General features: G+C 68.7%; 21 protein-coding genes. 12 read left to right on the forward strand and 9 right to left on the reverse strand.

Annotated features, from left to right (window positions below; all coding sequences use genetic code 11):
• Nucleotides 1-133 precede the first annotated feature (133 nt).
• The 3 genes from guaB1 to ACZ0AA_RS02050 all read left to right on the forward strand — a co-directional run bounded on the left by guaB1 (nt 134) and on the right by ACZ0AA_RS02050 (nt 4,077).
• On the forward strand, nt 134-1,588 hold the full coding sequence (gene guaB1 / locus ACZ0AA_RS02040) for a GMP reductase (protein ID WP_463512010.1): 1,455 nt from the start codon (nt 134-136) through the stop codon (nt 1,586-1,588).
• A 114-nt stretch (nt 1,589-1,702) separates the two neighbouring features.
• Nucleotides 1,703-3,019, forward strand: a complete 1,317-nt coding sequence (locus ACZ0AA_RS02045) for a hemolysin family protein (RefSeq protein WP_463512011.1) — start codon at nt 1,703-1,705, stop codon at nt 3,017-3,019.
• Nucleotides 3,016-4,077, forward strand: a complete 1,062-nt coding sequence (locus tag ACZ0AA_RS02050; RefSeq protein WP_400861061.1) for a hemolysin family protein — start codon at nt 3,016-3,018, stop codon at nt 4,075-4,077. Before ACZ0AA_RS02045 ends, ACZ0AA_RS02050 begins: the two co-directional genes overlap by 4 nt.
• Nucleotides 4,078-4,143: 66 nt before the next feature.
• On the opposite strand, the gene ACZ0AA_RS02055 is transcribed toward ACZ0AA_RS02050, so the two are convergent.
• Nucleotides 4,144-5,211 carry an NADH:flavin oxidoreductase/NADH oxidase gene (locus ACZ0AA_RS02055; RefSeq protein WP_463512012.1) on the reverse strand — a complete coding sequence of 356 codons (1,068 nt, stop codon included), beginning with the start codon at nt 5,209-5,211 and terminating at the stop codon, nt 4,144-4,146.
• Nucleotides 5,212-5,267: 56 nt separating this feature from the next.
• Between ACZ0AA_RS02055 and ACZ0AA_RS02060 the strand changes: the two genes are divergently transcribed.
• The 5 genes from ACZ0AA_RS02060 to ACZ0AA_RS02080 are packed head-to-tail and all read left to right on the forward strand — an operon-like array spanning nt 5,268 to nt 9,544.
• A complete protein-coding gene (locus ACZ0AA_RS02060) occupies nt 5,268-6,104 on the forward strand; it encodes an NAD(P)H-hydrate dehydratase (RefSeq protein WP_463512013.1) in 837 nt (278 codons plus the stop codon).
• Nucleotides 6,101-7,339, forward strand: coding sequence for a hypothetical protein (locus ACZ0AA_RS02065; protein WP_463512014.1), 1,239 nt, complete (start codon nt 6,101-6,103; stop codon nt 7,337-7,339). Before ACZ0AA_RS02060 ends, ACZ0AA_RS02065 begins: the two co-directional genes overlap by 4 nt.
• A 4-nt stretch (nt 7,340-7,343) precedes the next feature.
• The gene (locus tag ACZ0AA_RS02070) at nt 7,344-7,676 is read left to right on the forward strand and encodes a thiamine-binding protein (protein ID WP_463512015.1); all 333 of its coding nucleotides are present in this window, start codon (nt 7,344-7,346) and stop codon (nt 7,674-7,676) included.
• Nucleotides 7,677-7,685: 9 nt separating this feature from the next.
• Nucleotides 7,686-8,906, forward strand: a complete 1,221-nt coding sequence (locus ACZ0AA_RS02075; RefSeq protein WP_463512016.1) for an MFS transporter — start codon at nt 7,686-7,688, stop codon at nt 8,904-8,906.
• Between the two features lie 29 nt (nt 8,907-8,935).
• On the forward strand, nt 8,936-9,544 hold the full coding sequence (locus ACZ0AA_RS02080; protein ID WP_463512017.1) for an NUDIX hydrolase: 609 nt from the start codon (nt 8,936-8,938) through the stop codon (nt 9,542-9,544).
• On the opposite strand, the gene metX is transcribed toward ACZ0AA_RS02080, so the two are convergent.
• The 4 genes from metX to ACZ0AA_RS02100 all read right to left on the reverse strand — a co-directional run bounded on the left by metX (nt 9,541) and on the right by ACZ0AA_RS02100 (nt 13,950).
• Nucleotides 9,541-10,749, reverse strand: coding sequence for a homoserine O-acetyltransferase MetX (gene metX, locus ACZ0AA_RS02085; RefSeq protein WP_400861048.1), 1,209 nt, complete (start codon nt 10,747-10,749; stop codon nt 9,541-9,543). The two genes, ACZ0AA_RS02080 and metX, sit on opposite strands and share 4 nt — an antisense overlap.
• Nucleotides 10,750-10,834: 85 nt before the next feature.
• Nucleotides 10,835-11,797: an endonuclease/exonuclease/phosphatase family protein gene (locus tag ACZ0AA_RS02090; protein WP_463512018.1), complete on the reverse strand. Its 963-nt coding sequence runs from the start codon at nt 11,795-11,797 to the stop codon at nt 10,835-10,837.
• A gap of 97 nt (nt 11,798-11,894) precedes the next feature.
• Nucleotides 11,895-13,217: a bifunctional o-acetylhomoserine/o-acetylserine sulfhydrylase gene (locus ACZ0AA_RS02095; RefSeq protein WP_400861044.1), complete on the reverse strand. Its 1,323-nt coding sequence runs from the start codon at nt 13,215-13,217 to the stop codon at nt 11,895-11,897.
• Nucleotides 13,218-13,359: 142 nt separating this feature from the next.
• Entirely contained in the window at nt 13,360-13,950 is a 591-nt protein-coding gene (locus ACZ0AA_RS02100; RefSeq protein WP_463512019.1) for a TetR/AcrR family transcriptional regulator, read from the reverse strand.
• A gap of 34 nt (nt 13,951-13,984) precedes the next feature.
• Between ACZ0AA_RS02100 and ACZ0AA_RS02105 the strand changes: the two genes are divergently transcribed.
• Genes ACZ0AA_RS02105 through ACZ0AA_RS02120 form a run of 4 tightly spaced genes read left to right on the forward strand, consistent with a single transcriptional unit; the run spans nt 13,985 to nt 17,083 of the window.
• Nucleotides 13,985-14,938: a DMT family transporter gene (locus tag ACZ0AA_RS02105; RefSeq protein ID WP_463512020.1), complete on the forward strand. Its 954-nt coding sequence runs from the start codon at nt 13,985-13,987 to the stop codon at nt 14,936-14,938.
• Between the two features lie 26 nt (nt 14,939-14,964).
• Nucleotides 14,965-15,747, forward strand: a complete 783-nt coding sequence (locus ACZ0AA_RS02110; RefSeq protein WP_400861037.1) for an SDR family oxidoreductase — start codon at nt 14,965-14,967, stop codon at nt 15,745-15,747.
• A gap of 3 nt (nt 15,748-15,750) precedes the next feature.
• Nucleotides 15,751-16,461, forward strand: coding sequence for a uracil-DNA glycosylase (locus ACZ0AA_RS02115; RefSeq protein ID WP_463512021.1), 711 nt, complete (start codon nt 15,751-15,753; stop codon nt 16,459-16,461).
• A 4-nt stretch (nt 16,462-16,465) separates the two neighbouring features.
• The gene (locus ACZ0AA_RS02120; protein ID WP_463512022.1) at nt 16,466-17,083 is read left to right on the forward strand and encodes a GNAT family N-acetyltransferase; all 618 of its coding nucleotides are present in this window, start codon (nt 16,466-16,468) and stop codon (nt 17,081-17,083) included.
• A gap of 9 nt (nt 17,084-17,092) precedes the next feature.
• On the opposite strand, the gene ACZ0AA_RS02125 is transcribed toward ACZ0AA_RS02120, so the two are convergent.
• The 4 genes from ACZ0AA_RS02125 to ACZ0AA_RS02140 are packed head-to-tail and all read right to left on the reverse strand — an operon-like array spanning nt 17,093 to nt 20,485.
• A complete protein-coding gene (locus ACZ0AA_RS02125) occupies nt 17,093-17,887 on the reverse strand; it encodes an ABC transporter ATP-binding protein (protein ID WP_463512023.1) in 795 nt (264 codons plus the stop codon).
• Nucleotides 17,884-18,675 (reverse strand): ABC transporter ATP-binding protein, encoded by a 792-nt coding sequence (locus tag ACZ0AA_RS02130; RefSeq protein ID WP_463512024.1) that lies wholly within the window; start codon nt 18,673-18,675, stop codon nt 17,884-17,886. Before ACZ0AA_RS02130 ends, ACZ0AA_RS02125 begins: the two co-directional genes overlap by 4 nt.
• Nucleotides 18,672-19,538, reverse strand: a complete 867-nt coding sequence (locus ACZ0AA_RS02135) for an ABC transporter permease (protein WP_400861027.1) — start codon at nt 19,536-19,538, stop codon at nt 18,672-18,674. The genes ACZ0AA_RS02130 and ACZ0AA_RS02135 overlap by 4 nt, the downstream gene beginning before the upstream one ends.
• Nucleotides 19,538-20,485: an ABC transporter permease gene (locus ACZ0AA_RS02140; RefSeq protein WP_463512025.1), complete on the reverse strand. Its 948-nt coding sequence runs from the start codon at nt 20,483-20,485 to the stop codon at nt 19,538-19,540. The genes ACZ0AA_RS02135 and ACZ0AA_RS02140 overlap by 1 nt, the downstream gene beginning before the upstream one ends.
• Between the last annotated feature and the right edge of the window lie 11 nt (nt 20,486-20,496).

Below are 20,496 nucleotides of genomic sequence, written 5' to 3' on the forward strand. Positions count from 1 at the left end.
AGTCCACGTATGCACAGCAGGACGCGTGATGCGTCCGGGCCCGCACACTCTCGACTTCTAAGCCTAACGTGTTTCCTCGTGCATTCGTCGAAGGCATGCGCCCTCGTCGCCGCTATCTGAGTACCGTGGGGGTATGGAGTTCTCCGGTGAGTCACCCACAGTCGATCTGACCTATTCCGACGTCTTCCTCGTGCCCCGACGATCCGCCGTCACCAGCCGTCTGCAGGTCGATCTGGCTCCGCAGGACGGCACCCCGGCCACGCTCCCGATCGTGGCCTCGAACATGAACTCCGTCACCGGCCCCCGGCTCGCGGCGGTCCTCGCGCGGCGTGGCGGACTCGGAGTGCTCCCTCAGGACATGCCGCTGCAGGGTCTCGATGCCGCGATCCGCGACGTCAAGGCGCAGCCCGTGCTGTGGGACACGCCGATCGTGCTGCCGCCCGAGGCATCGGTGTCCGATGCTCTCCGGCTGATGCCGGCGACCGCAGGGCACGGCATCGTCGTGGCGACAGGGGGAGGTCCGTACGATGCGGAACGCATTCTCGGCATCCTGCCCGCGACTCGCCTCGCCACTGCGCTGACCGATGCGCAGCTGGGCGACCTCGTGCACGCCGGCACGCCGTCCCTCGATGCGGATGACATCGGATCAGAGCGTCATGCGTTCGACGTGATCACCGATGCGGGCGTCGACATGGTGACGATCACGCACCACGGGCACCTCGTCGGGACTCTCAGCGCGCGCAGCGCCCTGCGGTCGACGCTGTACCGGCCGGCACTGGACGGCGACGGCCGCCTCGCCGTCGCTGCTGCGGTGGGCATCAACGGAGACGTCGCAGCCAAGGCGAAGGCGCTCGCCGGTGCCGGCGTCGATGTGCTCGTGGTCGACACGGCGCACGGACACCAGGAGGGGATGCTGCGCGCGCTGAGCGCCGTCGCCGCTCTGGACCTCGGCATCCCGATCGTGGCGGGCAACATCGTCACCGCAGACGGCGTCAAGGACCTCGTCGAGGCCGGCGCCTCCATCCTCAAGGTCGGCGTGGGGCCGGGCGCCATGTGCACGACGCGCATGATGACCGCCGTCGGCCGCCCGCAGTTCTCCGCTGTGCTCGAGACGGCTCAGGCCGCCCAGGAGCTCGGCGCGCATGTCTGGGCGGACGGGGGAGTGCGGTACCCGCGCGATGTGGCGCTCGCGCTCGCCGCCGGTGCCGCGTCCGTGATGGTCGGCTCCTGGTTCGCGGGGACGATCGAGGCCCCGGGCGAGCTGCAGAGCGATGCCGAGGGTCGCATCTACAAGGAATCCTGGGGCATGGCCTCCACGAAGGCCGTGCAGGCCCGGTTCGGCCGTCTCGATGCTTACGAGCGTGCCCGCAAGGAACTGTTCGCCGAGGGGATCTCGTCGTCGAAGATCTACCTCGACCCGTTGCGCCCGGGACTGGAGGACCTGCTCGACATGATCACGTCGGGTGTGCGCTCGTCATTCACCTATGCCGGCGCATCCTCGGTGCCGGAGTTCCATGAACGGGCGCTCGTCGGGCTGCAGTCCGCCGCCGGATACGAAGAGGGAAAGGCGCTCCCGGTCAGCTGGTAGCCGTCAGCGCTCCGAACCGCCGCGATCCCGTAGAATCGTGGACACCATGGACGACCCTCCCAGTTGTAGTACATCGCCCCATTGCCTGCCTCCCCGTCTCGGGAGGAACGACTGATGGACTACATCCTCTTGGGCGTGGGGCTTCTGCTCACTGTGGGCACCGGGCTGTTCGTCGCGAGCGAGTTCGCCCTGGTCAACCTCGACCGCGCCGATCTCGAGGCCCGTCAGGCCCGCGGCGAATCCCGCCTGTCGCTGACCATCAGCGCACTCAAGCACACGTCGACCCATCTGTCCTCCGCACAGCTGGGCATCACGCTGACGACGCTGCTGACCGGCTACACGATGGAGCCGGCGCTCTCGAACCTCCTGGGTCCGACTCTGGTGGCATGGAGCATCCCTGACGCCGCCGTCGGTCCGATCGCGACGATCGTCGCGATGCTGGTCGCCACCGTGCTGTCGATGATCCTCGGCGAGCTGGTTCCCAAGAACTTCGCGCTGGCTCTGCCGCTCGCGACCGCCAAGCTCGTCATGCCGTTCCAGGTCGCCTTCACGACCGTCTTCAAGCCGGCCGTCGTGGTGCTGAACGGCAGCGCGAACGGCGTGCTGCGGAGCATGGGGATCGAGCCGAAGGAAGAGCTCTCGGGGGCGCGCAGCGCCGAGGAGCTCTCCTCCCTCGTGCGTCGCTCGGCGAGTGCCGGGCTGCTCGAAGCCGATACCGCGAGTCTGCTCGACCGCACGCTGACGTTCTCCCGATTGACGGCCGCCGACGTGATGACGGCTCGTCCGAGCATGCACGCCCTCGCTGTCGGCGACTCGGCCGACGACGTCATCCAGCTCGCTCGCCGCACCGGACACAGCCGCTTCCCCGTCTACGACGACGATCTCGACGACATCACGGGTGTCGTGCACCTGAAAGCCGCGATCTCCGTCCCGCGTGATCGACGAGGCGAAGTGCCGGTGGGCGCGCTCTCGACCGATCCGCTCCGCGTCCCGGAGACCGTGCACGTCGACGCGCTCATCTCCGAGCTCAGAGCCCGCGGCTACCAGCTGGCTGTCGTGGTCGACGAATACGGAGGAACGGCCGGGCTCGTCACCCTCGAGGACCTCGTGGAGGAGCTCGTGGGCGAGGTCTCCGACGAGCACGACCGCACGCGTGCCGGAGTCGTCCGCGGCAGAGACGGCATCACCTTCCCCGGAGAGCTGCGGCCGGATGAGCTCCGACGCAGAGCAGGCGTGGAGGTTCCGGAGGGCGATGTGTACGACACCGTGGCCGGTTACGTCATGAGCATCCTCGAACGCGTGCCGTCCGTCGGCGACGAGGTCGACCTCGACACCGGCAAGCTCCAGGTCGTGCGCATGGATGGTCGCCGCGTCGACCGCATCCGATATGTGCCGAGTCCGGAGATGCCGGGAGAGGTGGTCGGACGATGAACGACTGGGGAGGACTTGCCTGGCTGGTCGTGCTGCTCGTGGCGAACGCCTTCTTCGTGGGCGCCGAGTTCGCAGTGATCTCCGCGCGCCGGTCGCAGATCGAGCCGAAGGCGGACCGCGGATCGCGCGCCGCCAAGACCGCGCTCTTCGCGATGGAGCACGCGACGCTCATGCTGGCGACCTCGCAGCTGGGCATCACCATCTGCTCACTGCTGATCCTGAACGTCTCCGAACCCGCGATCCATCATCTGCTCGCGGTGCCGCTGCACGCGTTCGGCTGGTCGGACGGAGTCGTCGATGCCGTGTCGTTCGCGATCGCTCTGCTGATCGTGTCGTTCCTGCATGTGGTCTTCGGCGAGATGGTTCCGAAGAACCTCGCGTTCTCGGTGCCGGAGCGTGCGGTGCTCATTCTCGCGCCGCCCCTGGTACTGGTGTCGAAGATCTTCATGCCGGTGATCTGGCTGCTGAACGCGGCCGCCAACGGCGTGCTGCGGCTGTTCCGGGTCGAGCCGAAGAACGAGGCGGCGTCGACGTTCACGCTCGACGAGGTCGCGACGATCGTCGATCAGTCGCGTCGAGAGGGCGTACTGACCGACACGGCGGGCACCGTGGCGGCCGCGGTGGAATTCACCGACAAGAAGGCTCGCGACGTCGCCGTGCCGCTCAGCGATCTCGTCACGCTTCCGCAGTCGACGACCCCCGATGATGTCGAGAAGGCCGTCGCCCGCTACGGCTTCTCGCGTTATGTGATCGTCGACGATGAGGGAGTGCCGGTCGGATACGTCCACCTCAAGGACATCCTGCGGGCATCGGACGGACCGGGCGCTGCAGAGAAGCTGGTCGAACCGCTGCCCTCGAAGCGCATCAACCATATGGTTCCGGTGCAGGAGGACACCGATCTGGAGGACGCTCTCGCCGTGATGCGACGAGCAGGGCGTCACCTGGCGAAGGTCCGAGACTCCCAGGGCCGCACGACCGCCGTGCTCTTCCTGGAGGACATCCTCGAGGAGCTCGTCGGCGAGGTGCAAGACGCGACCCGTCGCATCCGCGGCCACTGAGCCGGACTCATCGAGAAGCCCCCGGTCCCTGCGGACCGGGGGCTTCTCCATTCCATCGGGCGGTGATCAGCGCCAGCGCGCCCGCTCGTACTGCGGCGGCCAGGCGATGTCGGCACCGAGCTCATGAGCCGCGCGGAGGGCGAAGTGCGGGTCGCGCAACCACTCGCGGCCGGCGAAGATCGCATCCGCCGCGCCCTCGGCGAGTACCTGCTCGGCCTGTTCGGCGGCGGTGATCAGTCCTACCGCGGTCACGGGGATGCGTCCGCCCTGGCGCACGGTCTCGGCGAGCGGCACCTGGTATCCGGGGAACACGCTGATCTGCTGGTGTGCGACGAGTCCGCCGCTGGAGACGTCGATGAGGTCGGCGCCGTGCTCGGTCGCCCAGGCGCTCACCGTCGCCGCCTCGTCGGGCGTGAAACCGCCTTCGGCGTGATCGGTGGCCGAGATGCGCACGAACACGGGTACTCCGTCTCCGGCGACCTCACGGATCGCGTCCACCACTCGGAGGAGCAGCCGAGCGCGGTTCTCGAGCGACCCGCCGTACTCGTCGTCTCGCAGATTCGAGAGCGGGGACAGGAACTGGTGCAGCAGGTATCCGTGCGCACCGTGGACCTCGAGCACGTCGAAGCCCGCGTCGAGGGCACGGCGGGTCGCCGTCGCGAACCCCTCGACGACGGCGTCGATGCCGTCGTGATCGAGCGCTGCAGGCTCCGCGAAGCCCTCGAACGGCACATCAGAGGGTGCGGAGGTCGTCCATCCGCCCTCCGCATCCGGGACCGACCCGCGCTCGTCCGCCCAGGGCCACCAGGTCGACGCCTTGCGACCGGCATGCGCGAGCTGGATGCCGGCTGCGGCGCCGCGCGCATGGATCGCCTCGACGACCGGCACCCACGCGTCGCGCTGCTCGTCGTTCCACAGGCCCGCGTCCCGCGGCGAGATGCGTCCTTCGGGCACGACGGCCGTCGCCTCGGCCACGATCAGACCGGCGCCGCCGGACGCGAACTGGGCGAGGTGGGTGTGGTGCCATTCCTGGACGACGCCGTCGACCGCGCTGTACATGCACATGGGGGAGACCCAGAGCCGATTGCGGAAGGTGACGGAACGGATGCTCAGTGGAGAGAAGAGAATGCTCACTCCTCGACGCTACTCGTCGGGTGGGGCCATGCGGGCCGCCGCACTAACGTGGAGTCATGCCCGACGCACGCGACTGGTCCCGCGAGGACACCGCACGCTTCCTGCGCGTGCCCGGAGTGGATGATGACAAGTACTCCCGTGGGGTCGTCGGCCTGCGCACCGGCTCGTCCGCCTACCCCGGTGCCGCCGTTCTCAGCGTGGAAGCGGCGTGGCGTGCGGGAGCGGGATTCGTCCGATATGTCGGAGACGGTCCGGCAGCGGATGCGGTGATCGCTCGGCGCCCTGAGACGGTGGTCAGCCCGCACGCCGCCGGCGCACGCGTCGGGGCGTGGGTGATCGGCTCCGGGACGGATGCCGCGAGCCGCAGCCGCGCGGCGGAGAGGGAACTGCGCGACCTGCTCGCCGGATCCGTGCCGGTGGTCGTCGACGCGGGCGCGCTGGATCTGGCGCCGGGAAGTCAAGCGCCTCTCGTGCTGACGCCGCATCGACGGGAGTTCGAGCGCCTGCAGGATCAGCTGGGATCCGCTGCCGCGGACGACCGTGTCAGCGCTGTCGCCCGGGTCGCGGCCGACCTCGGTGCGACAGTCCTGCTGAAGGGCGCTCAGACGCTGATCGCCGATGCAGACGGGGGCGTGATCCGAGTGGAGGCGGGAACCGGGTGGCTCGCGACGGCGGGCACCGGCGACGTCCTCGGCGGTGTGCTCGGAGCACTGCTCGCCGGAAATGCCGAGGCAGCGACGGCCGAGGTCGCGGCGGCCGCAGCCTGGTTGCACGGCCATGCCGGCCGCATCGCCGCCGGCATCGGCACGGCGGGCGGTGCGCAGGGTCATCCGATCGTCGCCCTCGACGTCGCAGAGGCTCTGCCTCGCGCGATCGCGGACATCAGCGCGTGAGCCGCACCTCGACGATCCGTCTCGTCGTGCTCTGGAGCGCCTTCGCCGTCGTGCATCTCGTCACGGCGGCCGCCGGCTGGCTTTTCCCCAGTCAGCCGATGGGTGACGTCGTGCTGGTCTACGAGCCCTGGTCGTCTGCTGCGCTGTCGGGAGGGGAGATCGTCGGCATCACCGAGACCTGGGTCTACCCGCAGCTCGCGCTCGTCCCCATGCTGGTCGCCAAGATCCTGTCGACACCGCTCATCGCCGCGCTGGGCGCCTCAGCGGCATACCTGATCGCGTGGGCCGTGCTCGTCGCGGTGCTCGATGCGATCGCCTTCGCGGTGCTCGTCGGACGATCGCCGTCGCAGCCACGGCGGATCGCCGCATGGTTCTGGGTGGTCGCCCTACTCCTGCTGGGACCTATCGGGATGTACCGGATCGACGCGATCACGGTGCCGCTCGCGGTGATCGGCGCACTCTGGTCGGTTCGCCGTCCGGCCGCCGCCGCCGTGCTGCTCACGATCGGCGCCTGGATCAAGATCTGGCCGGGAGCGCTGCTGCTCGCAGCCGTGGTGGCGGCCAAGAGTCGGATGCGTATGCTGCTCACCGCCGCAGCCGTGTCGGCAGGCGTCCTCGTCGTACTGCTCGTCTTCGGGGCCGATACCGAGATGTTCGGATTCCTGACGGAACAGACCGGGCGCGGACTGCAGATCGAGGCCGTGGCTGCGACCCCGTTCCTGTGGCTCGCGATCGCCGGGGCCGCCCGCATCGAGTACAGCTTCGACATCCTGACGTTCCAGATCAGCGCGCAGGGGGCGGACGCCGTCAGCGCGGTGCTCACTCCGCTGATGGCGGTCGTCGTCGTCGTGATCACCGTGATCGGCGGGTTCAAAGCGTCACGCGGTGCGTCGTTCGCCCGGCTGTTCCCTCCGCTCGCGCTGAGTCTCGTCACGACCCTGATCGTCGTGAACAAAGTGGGCTCGCCCCAGTTCCAGACGTGGCTGCTCGCTCCGGTCATCCTCTGGATCGTCTTCGACCGCACGCGAGCCGCGGGCCCCGCGCTGCTCGTGCTCGCGCTGTGCGCCCTGACGTGCCTGGTCTATCCGCTCAGCTACGACGCGCTGCTGCGTGTCGAGGTGCTGCCTGTCGCCGTCCTGACTCTGCGGAACGTCGTTCTCCTCGTGCTCCTCGCCGTCGGCATCCGTGCCCTCGTCCGCGTGCCCGCCCACCGTCCGTCCACCACCCGGGAGTGAAACCATGCTGATCGCCTTCTCCGTCGCGCCGAGCGGCGTCCCCTCCGACGGAACCGAGCGCTCCGACGCGTCGGTCCATGATGCGGTCGCCGCCGCAGTCCGCGTCGTGCGGGAGTCGGGTCTGCCGCACCGCACGACCAGCATGTTCACCGAGATCGAGGGTCCGGACTGGGACTCGGTGATGGATGTCGTCAAGCGCGCCACAGAAGCCGTGATGCCCTTCGGCTCGCGGGTCTCTCTCGTGCTCAAGGCCGACATCCGACCGGGATACACGGGTGAGCTCGACGCGAAGGTCGAACGGCTCGAGGCGGCGATCGAAGACGCGGAGACCCCGTAGAATCGACGAGTGAATCCCTCGACTGAATCGAGGGGTGCGGCGAAGTGGGCGCTCCTCTCCCTCGCCATCGGCAGTTTCGGCATCGGCATGACCGAGTTCGTCGTGATGGGCCTGCTGCCCAACATCGCCGACGAACTGCTGCCCGCTCTGTGGGCGAGCAGCCCTGAGGATGCGCTGAGTCAGGCAGGGTGGCTGATCTCGCTCTATGCGCTCGGCGTGGTCGTCGGCGCCCCGACGATCGCCGGCTTCGTCGCCCGCTACCCTCGGCACCGCGTGATGATCGGCCTGGCGCTGGCGCTGACCGTGTTCAATATGCTGACGGTGTTCCTGCCGACCTTCGAGCTGGTGGGCGCCTCGCGGTTCCTCGCCGGTCTGCCGCACGGCGCCTACTTCGGCATCGGTGCTCTGGTCGCGGCGGACGTCATGGGGCCGGGCAACCGAGCCAAGGGCGTTGCCTTCATCCTCACCGGGTTGACCGTGGCGAACGTCGTGGGAGTGCCCCTGGGCACCTTCCTCGGCCAGCTCTGGGGATGGCGGGTGGCGTTCGCGGTCGTCACTCTCGTCTTCGCCCTCGCGACCGTGTGCATCGCCTTCTTCGTTCCGAAGCACCCCGGATCTCCAGGGCGGACGATGCGCGAAGAGCTCGGCGTCTTCCGCATTCCTCAGGTCTGGTTCACGCTCGGCGTCGGTGCCATCGGCTTCGGCGGGTTCTTCGCCGTGTACAGCTACATCGCACCCCTCGTGACCGAGGTGGCGGGCTCTCCCGAGTGGGCAGTGCCGATCGTGCTGGTGCTGATGGGGCTCGGGATGACAGCGGGCAACCTCGTCGGCGGTCATCTCGCAGACATCGACCTGCGACGCACGCTGCTCTTCGGACTCGCGGCGATGGCCGTGGTGTTCGCCCTTCTCGCCACGCTCGCATTCTGGATCGTCACACTCGCTCTGCTCGTGTTCGTGGTCGGCTTCGTGTCTTCGGTGCTCAGCCCGACGATCCAGACCAGGCTGATGGATGTCGCCGGCGACAACCAGTCGATCGCCGCAGCGATGAACCACTCTGCGCTCAACATCGGCAACAGCCTCGGGGCGTTCCTCGGTGGCATGGTGATCGCCGCAGGATGGGGCTTCGTCGCGCCGTCGTGGACCGGGGCTGCGCTCGCGGTCGCGGGCCTCGTTATCGCCCTGCTGTCCTATCGCTCCGAGGCACGGAGACCGGTGCTCGCTGCGGCGTGAGAGGCGGCACGGCTCGTAGAGTGAGCCCTGTGACCGACCTCGACGATCTGCCCGCGGCCGGGACGGCGGTTCTGCTGCGCCCGACGCCCGAAGGCTTCGCCGTGCTGTTGATGCGTCGGCCTGATCGTGGCTCGTTCCCCGGGGCCTGGGTGTTCCCTGGCGGGAAGGTGGAGCCGTCCGACCGTCGAGAGGGGGCGGACGAGAGCGACGATGCGCGCCGGGCGGCGGTTCGCGAGACGGCCGAGGAGGTCGGCCTGGTCATCAGCGATCCGGTGCTGCTGTCGCGCTGGCAGCCGCCGGTCGAGGCGCCCACCCGCATCCGGACCTGGTTCTTCCTCGCCTCTGCTCCGGACGACGAACCGCGAGTCTCGGTCGACGAGGTCGTCGATGTGGTGTGGCTGAGCCCCGCGGAGGCTCTGTCGAGGCACGCGACAGGGGAACTGACGCTGTTCCCACCGACATGGGTCACGCTGCACCAGCTCAGCCGTTTCGCATCGGCCGATGCCGCCCTCGCCTCGGCAGGGGTGGCCCGACACTTCTCGACCCGCGTGGTCGAATCGACGCACGGCACCCACTTCGAGTGGGACGGACTGCGACTGCGGACCGGCTCCCTGCCCTGGGTGATCGACGAGAGCTAGCTCGCGAGCAGCCGGCGCAGATTGCTGCCGACTGCCTGGGTCTCGATGAGGAAGCCGTCGTGCCCGAAATCGCTGGTCAGCACCACCGCCTCTGTGCCGTCGAGGGTGTTCGGGATGCTCCGGGCGATGCGGTGCTGGCCGTCGACGGGGAAGAGGCGGTCGCTGTCGATCCCCAGCACGAGTGTCGTGGCGGTCACGGCGCGCAGCGCCTCTTCGACGCCACCGCGGTCACGACCGACGTCGTGCGAGTTCATGGCCTCGACGAGGGTGATGTAGCTGTTCGCGTCGAAACGGCGGGTGAACTTGTTGCCGTGGAAGTCGAGGTACGACTCGACGGCGAAGCGACCACCGTGACCGAGAGGCGAGACCCCGGACTGCCAGGAACGCTGGAAACGCTGGTTGAGCTCGATCGGGCTGCGGTAGTTCAGCAGAGCCATGCGCCGGGCCAGGGCCAGGCCGCGATGCGGGCCTTCGCCGTCTGCCAGGTCGTAATACTCGCCACCCTGGAACCGCGGGTCCATGCGGATCGTCTCGAGCTGCACCGTGTTCAGGGCGATCTGATCGGCGGTCGTGACGGGCGGCGACGAGAGCACGGCGAGGCGGGCGACGCGGTCAGGGTGCGAGACGGCCCATTCGAGGGCATGCATTCCGCCCATGGACCCGCCGATCACGGCGGCCCAGGTGTCGATCCCGAGGGAATCGGCCAGGCGGACCTGCGCCGCGACCTGGTCGCGGATGGTCAGGTATGGGAAGCGGGATGCCCACTCGTATCCGGAGGGCGCGATGCTGGCAGGACCGGTTGAGCCCTGGCACCCGCCGAGCATGTTCGGCGCGATGACGAACCAGCGGTCGGTGTCGAGCGGTGCTCCAGGCCCCGTGACATCCTCCCACCAGCCCGCGGTCGGGTGTCCCGCCCCGGCGCCGCCGCGGACATGACTGTCTCCGGTGAGCGCGTGCAGCACCAGGATCGCGTTGTCGCGGGCCTCGTTCAACTCGCCCCACGTCTCGAATGCGAGACGGATGCCGGGGAGCTCGGCGCCGCTCTCGGTCGGGAAGGGCCCGAACGAGGCGAAACTGCGTCCGCCCGCCGGGTCGCCATCTCGCCAGGCGCCGGTCGCGGGTGGTCGTGCGCGAAGCAGACGCACGTCGGCCTCCGTCACGGGCGCCGACGGCACCGTGTCTTCAGAGGTCGTCTGCCAGTCCATGCTCCCATTCTCGCCTGGCACGCGACCCGTCGGCCGCACGTTACGTACCGGGGTGTGCCGCCGTCTGATGTGCCGACGCGTGGTCTCAGAAATCGAGAGTCGTCAGGGTTGCCAGGTGGTCGCTGCTGCCGGCTCGTACCGTGGTCGATTCGAGCACGGTCGCCCCTCGCACGAAGACGTGGTCGATTCTGGCGAGCGGCAGAGATGCAGGCCAGGTGAACCCGAGGGTGCCGTCGGTCGGTCGAACCCAGTCGAGCTGCGACCGGACGGCCCCCAGCGCCGGGTCGGCGGAGGCGGCATTGAAGTCGCCGACGACGACGACGGATTCGGCGGTGTCGGCGGCGACCGCGTCGGCGATACCGGACAGCATCGCGTCTCGGCCGTCCTGCACTCCCGGCCGCACGGAGGCGGCGTGCATGACGTAGACGGCGACGTCGGCATCCGGCGCGTTCACCACCACCCGCAATGCTCGCTTCCAGTCGAGGCCGAGCGACAGCGCCTGCGCATCGGCGATCGGAAGGCGGCTCCAGACGGCGACTGTGCCGATCGCATAGGAGTGCGGGTAGTCGGCGGCGAGCGTGTCTCGGGCGGCGGCGAGGCTGTCGGCGTCGAGCTCCGTCAGCGCGATGATGTCGGCGCCGGAGGCGGCGAGGTCGGCCGCGGATTCCGCTGCGCCGCCGGAGTGCGCGCGCACGTTCTGGCTGACGATCTCGACCGTGGACGTCTTGTCGGCTGCACCCGATGCGAATCCGGGGGCTGAGGGCGCGATCGCCAGCACCCAGACGAGGATGGGCACGAGCAACACCAGGACGACGCGGCGTGCCCGGACGAGCGCGATCGCCGACAGGACTCCGAGTGCGAGGCCGCACCAGGGGAGGAGCGCGGCGGCGGCCGTGCCTACGACGCCGGGGATCCAGACGGCCACGACCATGGCCAGCACCACGAGCCCTGCGACCGCGATGATGCGCCCCGCGCGCGCACTCGAGCGTCGGCGTGTCGGCGAATTCGGCGTGGCGGTGATCGTGAGCTCCTCTGGCAGGCCTCTCATTGTCGGCCGAGCTGTCTGTGCACCGGCCGTACGCGCCCCGGAACACAGCAGGTGCCCCGAGCCGAAGCCCGGGGCACCTGCTGTGTCCGACAGAGGGTCAGGCGCGTGCGGCCTCCGACACGCGGCGAGCCGCGCCGAGCGCCTCGTCGAGGTCGGCCTTGAGGTCGTCGATGTTCTCGATGCCGACCGACAGGCGCACGAGACCGGGGGTGACGCCGGCTGTGAGCTGCTGCTCGGGCGTGAGCTGCGCGTGCGTGGTCGACGCGGGGTGGATCACGAGCGAGCGCACGTCGCCGATGTTGGCGAGGTGGCTGAACAGCGACAGGCTGTTCACGAACTCGCGACCGGCCTCGACGCCGCCCTTGAGCTCGAACGACAGCACCGCGCCCACGCCCTTGGGGGCGTACTGGTTCGCCTTGGCATACCAGGGGGAGGAGGGCAGGCCCGAGTAGTTGACCGACGCGACGTCGTCGCGGCCGTCGAGCCACTCGGCGATCTCCTGGGCGTTCTGCACATGGCGCTCGATGCGCAGTGAGAGTGTCTCGATGCCCTGGATGAGGTTCCAGGCGCTCTGCGGTGCGATGGCCGAGCCGAGGTCGCGCAGCAGCTGCACGCGCGCCTTGATGATGTAGGCGAGCGGGTCGCCGACGGCAGCGGTGTAGCTGGCACCGTGGTACGAGGGGTCGGGCTCGGTGAGCCCGGGGAACTTCTCGACGTTCTTCGACCACTCGAAGGTGCCGCCGTCGATGATCGCGCCGCCGATGGTGGTGCCGTGCCCGCCGAGGAACTTGGTGACGGAGTGCACGACGATGTCGGCGCCGTGCTCGAACGGGCGGATCAGATACGGGGTGGCGATCGTGTTGTCCACGATCAGCGGCACGCCGCCCTCGTGCGCCACGTCGGCGACGGTGCGGATGTCGAGGATGTTGATCTGCGGGTTTCCGATGGTCTCCGCGAAGAACAGCTTGGTGTTCGGGCGCAGGGCGCGTCGCCACTCTTCGGGGTCGTCCTGATTCTCGACGAACGTGACCTCGATGCCGAGCTTCGCGAGCGTGTACTTGAACAGGTTGTAGGTGCCGCCGTAGATCGAGCTCGACGACACGATGTGGTCGCCCGCCTCCGCGATGTTGAGCACCGCGAACGTCGATGCAGCCTGGCCGCTGGCGAGGACGAGGGCGCCGGTGCCCCCCTCGAGCGCCGCGAGACGCTGCTCCAGGACGTCCTGGGTCGGGTTCTGGATGCGGGTGTAGATGTTGCCGAACTCGGCCAGGGCGAAGAGGTTCGCCGCGTGGTCGGCACTGTCGAACACGTACGACGTGGTCTGGTAGATCGGCGTGGCGCGGGCCTTGGTCACCGGGTCGGGAGCAGCTCCGGAGTGGATCTGCTTCGTCTCGAAACGCCAGGTCTCGGGTGCGGACATGTGTTCCCCCTGGAACTGTTGGAAGGTCGGTTCGACTGATGTCGATGATGCGACAGTACGGAATATCGTCGGCTGTCAACAGCGGGTGGGAAATGTGACGTAATGAACTCGGGCCGAATCCGCGGGCTGACGGGCCGGTGGCTCAGGCCTGACCCAGCAGTCTCGCAGCCCACGTGCGAGCGATCATGAACGGCTCGGCGAACGTCGTCATCCCGACTGTCACGATCGCCCCCTCGTACAGCAGCATCATCGCCTGTGCCATCGCACGGGGATCGGGGATCAGCGCCTCGGCACAGAGCTCCTCGAACACATCGAGCAGCCAGATCTTCTGGCGCGACACCTCGGGGAACACCGGGTGGTCGTCGTTTCCGTCGCCGATCTCGGCGCGGGCGTTGATGGCGCTGCATCCCTTCGGGCTGTTCTCGTCAGACCAGGCGATGGCGGCGTCGAAGATCGCGAGCACGCGCTCAGGGCCGGGCAGGGGCACACGGGCGAGATGCGTGGCCACATGCTCCCTCCACCGGGCGTCGCGGTGCTGGAGGTAGGAGACGACGAGCGCCTCCTTCGATCCGAAGCGGTCGTAGAGCGTCTTCTTCGTGACGCCGGCCGCTTCGGCGATCGTGTCTACTCCGACGGCATGGATGCCGCGTTCGTAGAAGAGCCGGGACGCGGCGTCGAGAACACGCTGACCTCCGGGGGTGAGCGGGGCGAGCTCGGGAACGGGCGTCGTCATGCGTTTGACTATACCAGTCTGTATAGTCAAACGCATGAGTAAACAGATCGGTCTACTTCACGCTCTGGTGACTGTCGCCGCGGCCGTCGCCTTCATCGTGACCTGGAGCGCGGGATTCATCATTCCCGCCTACGCCACGGTGGATGTGTCGCCGTTGACGCTCCTCGTATGGCGTTTCGTGCCACTGGCAGTCCTCCTCCTCGCCGTCCTCCTCATCTCCGGTGGAGCGAAGGGGCTGAGTGCCCGCGATCTGCGCACCCAGGCCACGATCGGACTCTTCGCGCAGTTCGGATACTGTCTCGCGGTCTATGGCGCCGTCGCGGTGGGCATAGCGACCGGGACCGTCGCCCTCATCGACGCGGTGCAGCCGCTCGTCGTGGCCGTGCTCGTCGGCCCGGTGCTCGGTCTGCGGGTGCGAGGTGCGCAATGGGTGGGGCTGGTCATCGGAGCGATCGGCGTGCTGCTCGTGGTGCGTTCGCAGTTCGGTTCCTCCGAGGCGCCTCCACTGGCGTATCTGCTCCCGGCCGTCGCGATGGTGTGTCTCATCATCGGCACCCTGCTGCAGCGGAGGTCGGCGGTGAAGAGCGGCGTGCTCCTCACCCTGACCGTCCACGTGACGGTCACCGCGGTGCTGCTCCTCCTCATCGCGGTGGTGACCGGAACCCTGATCCCGCCGGCGTCGGCCTCCTTCTGGCTCGCGGTCGTGCTCACCGCGGTGTTCCCGACACTCGCCGCCTACGGTCTGTACTGGTGGCTGCTGCAACGGGTGGGCATCACCGCGTTGCAGGCTCTGCTCTTCCTGATCGCGCCCGCGACGTCGCTCGCCGGCAGCATCCTGCTGGGAGAGCCGATGACCGTCATCACCGTGACAGGGTTCGCACTGTGCGGAATCGGTGTCGCGGTGGTGCTCACCAGCGAGGCGAGGTCGCGGGAGATGAACGCATCGTCGACCCGAAAGCGCGACGTGGCCGTGCACGAGGCGAGATAGTCGCCGGAACATCGTACGGTGGAGGAATGGTGAACAGGCGTGCGGTCGTGACGGGTGCGAGTTCGGGTATCGGAGAGGCCACGGTACGAGCGTTGCGCGCGCGAGGCTGGGGAGTCGTCGGAGTCGCACGACGTGCGTCCCGGTTGGCGGCGCTCTCAGCGGAGACGGGTGCCTCGACGATCGCGTGCGATCTGACGGATCCGGATGCCGTGGCAGCACTGGTCACCGAGCTCGAGGCCTCTGGGCCCGTGCATGCTCTCGTCCAGGTCGCCGGCGGCGCGCGAGGGACGGACCGGGTCGAGAACGCATCGATCGACGACTGGCAGTGGATGTACGACGCGAATGTGCTCTCGAGCCAGCGTCTGGTCGCAGGTCTCCTGCCCCTGCTGCGGCGGGCCGCGGCGGCAGACGGGCACGCCGACACGGTGTTCGTGACGTCGACGGCCGCGCAGGTGGCATACCCCGGCGGAGGTGGCTACAACGCAGCCAAGGCCGCGCAGGCGATGCTGGTGCACGCTCTCCGCCTCGAGCTGAACGGTGAGCCGATCCGCGTCGCCGAGATCGCTCCGGGCATGGTGCACACCGAGGAGTTCACCCTCAACCGGCTGGGCGGCGACTCGGTCGCTGCAGAGGCCGTGTACTCGGGGGTCGAGGCGCCGCTGCAGGCCGAGGACGTCGCCGACGTGATCGCCTACGCGCTGGATGCCCCCGGCCATGTGAACCTCGACCTCATCACGATGCGACCCGTCGCGCAGTCGGCGAACCATCTGCTCGCTCGCGGCCCGCTGCGCGTGCGACCCATCGACTGAACGATGGCTGCGCGAACTCTGGCCCAGCTCGCCGACGACGGCCTCATCGATCCCGAGTGGGCTGACGCGCTCGCCCCGGCTCAGCAGACGATCACCGCCCTCGGCGAGCGACTGCGCGACGAGCAGGCCGCAGGGCGGGGCTACCTCCCCGCGGGCGATCATGTGCTCCGGGCGTTCGAGCGCCCGATGTCCGACGTCAAGGTGCTCATCACCGGTCAGGACCCCTATCCGACTCCCGGGCATCCGATCGGTCTGTCGTTCGCGGTCGACAGCCACGTGCGTCCGCTGCCGCGCAGCCTCGGGAACATCTACAAGGAGCTCGAGAGCGACCTCGGCATCGCGCCGGCGCCCCATGGAGATCTGACCGCGTGGAGCGACCAGGGCGTGCTGCTGCTGAACAGGGTGCTGACCGTGCGCCCGGGGGAGGCCGGCTCCCATCGCCGATGGGGGTGGGAGCAGGTGACCGAGCTCGCGATCCGCGCCCTCGTCGATCGCGACCGACCGCTCGTCGCGATCCTCTGGGGAAAAGACGCCGCGAACCTGCAGCCGCTCCTCGGCGAGACCCCGGTGATCGTGTCGGCGCATCCGTCGCCGCTCTCCGCCAGTCGGGGATTCTTCGGCTCCCGACCGTTCTCGCGGGCGAACACGATGCTCGAAGGACTCGGCGCGAGCCCGATCGACTGGCGCATCGGCGGCGAGCCCCCTCTAAGCTGATCGCATGCAGTTCGAGCCCGGTGATCGCCGACGTGTGCTGCCGCGCCATCTGCGCCCGCAGCCCGAACCCGAGGTGTTCTCCTATTCGATCCGTCCTGCGCGGTCGGGCGATCTGCCGTACGTGCGCGAGATCTACAACCATTTCGTCAGCAACTCGGTCGTGACCCTCGATGAGCGGCGCAGCAGCATCCCCTACTGGCGGGAGAAGTTCGCGCTGCTGAGCAAGCTCGGCCTGCCCTTCCTAGTGGCGGTCTCGCCGGCCGGAGTCGTGATCGGGTATGCGCTGGCGCAGCCGTGGGCCGGGAAGATGGCGTATCGGTATACCGTCGAGGATTCGATCTACCTCGGACCAGGGGCCGGGGGCAAGGGCCTCGGGGTCGCCCTGCTGCAGGCGCTCATCGACGCATGCGAGCACCTCGGCATCCGCGAGATGGTGGCCGTGATCAGCGACACCAAGGCGGATGCGTCGATCCGCCTGCACGCCAAGCTCGGATTCGTCGAAGCAGGGCGCATGGGTCGCGTCGGACACAAGTTCGGCCGCGACCTCGGCACCGTCTACATGCGACGAGCCCTGCGCCCGAGTCGTCGGCGGAAGTTCTTCAGCACGAGCTCCGGGCGCTGACAGCCGCACTCACACCGGGGGAGCGGGGATCACCGGGATCGCTGCCAGAAGCGTCTTCGTATAGTCCTGCGTCGGACGCAGCAGCACGTCTGCGGTGGCACCTCGCTCGACGATGCTGCCGTCCTTCATCACGACCACGGCGTCGCAGAGGTTCTGCACCACCCCGATGTCGTGCGACACCAGGACCAGCGTGAGGTCGGCGGTGCGCCGCAGCTCGATCAGCAGCTCGAGGATCTGAGCGCGAACGGTCACATCGAGTGCTGACAGGGGCTCATCGCCGACGAGTATGCGCGGACGGTGCACGATGGCCCTCGCCAGGGCGATCCTCTGCCGCTGTCCGCCCGAGAACTCATGCGGATACCGGTCGCCCATATCGGGCTCCAGCCCGACCTGCTCGAGGACCTCACGCACCCTGGCGCGATGATCTCCGTCGATCCCGAGCGCCCACAGGGGCTCACGGACGATCTGCGCGGCGGTCATCCTCGGGTCCAACGATGCGTAGGGGTCCTGGAACACGAGCCCCGTCTGACGGCGCAGCCAGTGCAGCGATCGCGTGGAGGCTGAGGCGTCCACCGTCCTGCCATCGACCGTAACGGTGCCGGATGTCGGGCTGTCGAGGCCCAGAAGCAGCCGGACGAGAGTGGACTTGCCCGATCCGGACTCGCCGATGATGCCCACGGATGACCCCTCGAGGATGTCGAGATCGGTCGGTGCCAGTGCGGTCTGCCGCCGGGTGCGTTCGAACGTCGACCGCTTCGGGACCACGAAGTCGCGTCGCAGCGCCCGGGCCTCGATCAGACTCATCGCGTGCCCCCTTCCGGTCGCCAGAGGGTGGCGGTGGCATCGCGGAGAAGCCCCTGCGTGATCGGGGATGCCGGAGCGGTGAGGAGTGTGCTCACGGGGGCGGCCTCGACCACGAGTCCGTGTTCGAGGACGACGCCCTGGGTCGCCACCTGGGCGAGCACCGCGAGATCGTGCGTGATGAACATGAGCGACATGCCCTGCTCCTCGACGAGGTTCAACAGCAGCGAGAGGATCTCCGCCTGGATCGTGACATCGAGAGCGGTCGTCGGCTCGTCGGCGATGAGCAGGCGGGGCCGGCACGCGAGCGCTATCGCGATCGCCACTCGCTGTCGTTGACCGCCGGACAGCTGATGCGGATAGCGATCGACGATCGCTGCGGGGTCGGGCAGTCGCACGCGCGCTGCCTCCTCGATCGCCCGCTCGCGGGCTTCCCGCCGACCGATGCCCTCGTGGATGCGGATCGACTCGGCGATCTGTCTGCCGATCGTGCGGATCGGGTTCAGTGCGGTGCGGGGCTCCTGGAACACGATCCCGATCTCGTCGCCGCGCAGTCTCGCGAGTTCGCGATCGGGCAGTCCGATCAGCTCGGTGCCGTCCCAGCGGATGCTGCCGCTCGCGACCGCGCCATCGGGGAGCAGGCCGAGCACCGCGAGAGCGGTCAGTGATTTGCCGGAGCCGGATTCGCCGATCAGTCCGAGGCGGGATCCGTCCGGCACCTCGAACGAGATTCCGTCGACGACGGGACGCCCGTCGATGCGGACGACGAGGTCTGTCACCTCGAGGCTCATGCGATCACCGCCGGTGTGTGGGTCTCCGCAGCGCGGTGGCGCAGCGTGGGATCGGTGGCCTCACGCAGGCCGTCGCCGAGGAGGTTGAGCGCCAGCACGGTGATCGTGATCGCGAGGCCGGGCCAGATGACCGAGAGCGGATGCACCCCGATGTAGCGCTGCAGGTCGGCGAGGAGCAGCCCCCAACTCGGCTCGGTGACCGAGGCGCCGAAGCCGAGGTACGACAGTCCGGCCTCGGCGAGCACCGCGACCGCCATCGACCACGAGAGCTGCACGATGAACACCGGGGCGACGTTCGGAAGAAGATGGCGAGCGAGGCTCTGTCCGGTCGTGAGGCCGGACGCCCGCGCGGCGAGGACGAAGTCGCTCTGCTGCACGCGGCGCAGCTCGGGTCTCGTGACACGGGCGATGTTGACGCCGAAGCCGATGCCGACCGACCAGATCACCACCCACAGCGAGCCGCCCCAGACCGAGGAGATCATCATGGCGATCAGCAGCACAGGGAAGGCGATCAGGATGTCGACGAGCACGGCCACCGTCTCGCGCAGCCAACGGGCGGTGAGCGCTCCGAGTGCGGCGAGGGCGATGCCGACGAGGGTCGCGATGACGCCGGCGCCGATGCTGACGAACAACGTCGTGCGAGAGCCCGCCATGAGGAGGCTGAGGATGTCGCGCCCTGTGTCGTCGGTGCCGAGCAGATGCGGCCAGCTCGGGACCGACCAGCGAGCGCGCAGGTCGGATTCCTGTGGATCGAACGGTGTCCAGAACAGCGAGACGAGGGCGGTGAGCGCGACGACGGCGACGACGATCAGGCCGAATCGCCCGGTGGCGGATCGCGCCAGCCTCGGAAGCCAACCGGGCATCACGCCTCCCTCTGCCGCGGATCGATCGCACGATGGATGAGGTCGACGACGAATCCGACCACGAGCACGAATCCGGTGAGGACGAGGAGTTCGCTCTGCACCTTGATGAGGTCGCGCGTGCCGACGTCGGCCACCAGCATCCGTCCGATCCCCGGCAGCGTGAAGAGCTGCTCGATGACGACCGACCCGACGATGATCCCGGCGATCTGGAGACCCAGCACGGTGATGATCGAGAGGCCCACAGCGGGGATGCCGTGCGAGATGAGGGCGCGGGTGCGGGTGAGTCCCTTGGCCGCCGCCGTGCGGACGAAGTCCTGGCCAGCCGCCTGAAGGGTTGCGCTGCGGACGAAACGCATGAGCATCGCCCCCTCGACGATGCCGATCGTCAGTGCGGGCAGCAGGAGCGACTCGATCGCCTTCCAGGGAGTGGTCCAGCCCGTGCGAGGGAAGCCCTGCGGCGGAAGCCAGCCGAGCCAGACCGAGAAGACGACGATGAGCATCATCCCCGCCCACACGACCGGCACAGCGGCGAGGGCCTGTGCGCCGACGCTGAGGGCCGTGCCGCCGTGGCCCCCGCGACGCAGCGCGGCGAGGATGCCGAAGGGCACTGCGATGAGAACGGCGATCAGCAGGGCGAGCATCCCGAGCGGAACCGTCACCTGCGCCTTCTCGAGCAGCTCCTCGCCGACTGATGCGCCCGAGAGCAGTGACGTGCCGAGATCGCCGCGGAAGATGCCCCCGATCCACTCGGCGTACTGTGCCGGAAGGGGGCGGTTGAGGCCCAGCGATTCGCGGAGCGCCCCGACCTCGGCGGGGGAGGCCTGGGTTCCCGCGATCAGCTGTGCGACGTCGCCGGGAAAGACCCGCAGCGTCAGGAAGATCACTGCACTCGACACGAGGAGCCCTGCGATGAGCAGGACTCCTCGGACGAGCGCGTAGCGGATCACGAAGTGCGCGT

The sequence above is a fragment of the Microbacterium sp. AC035 genome (assembly GCF_979258485.1).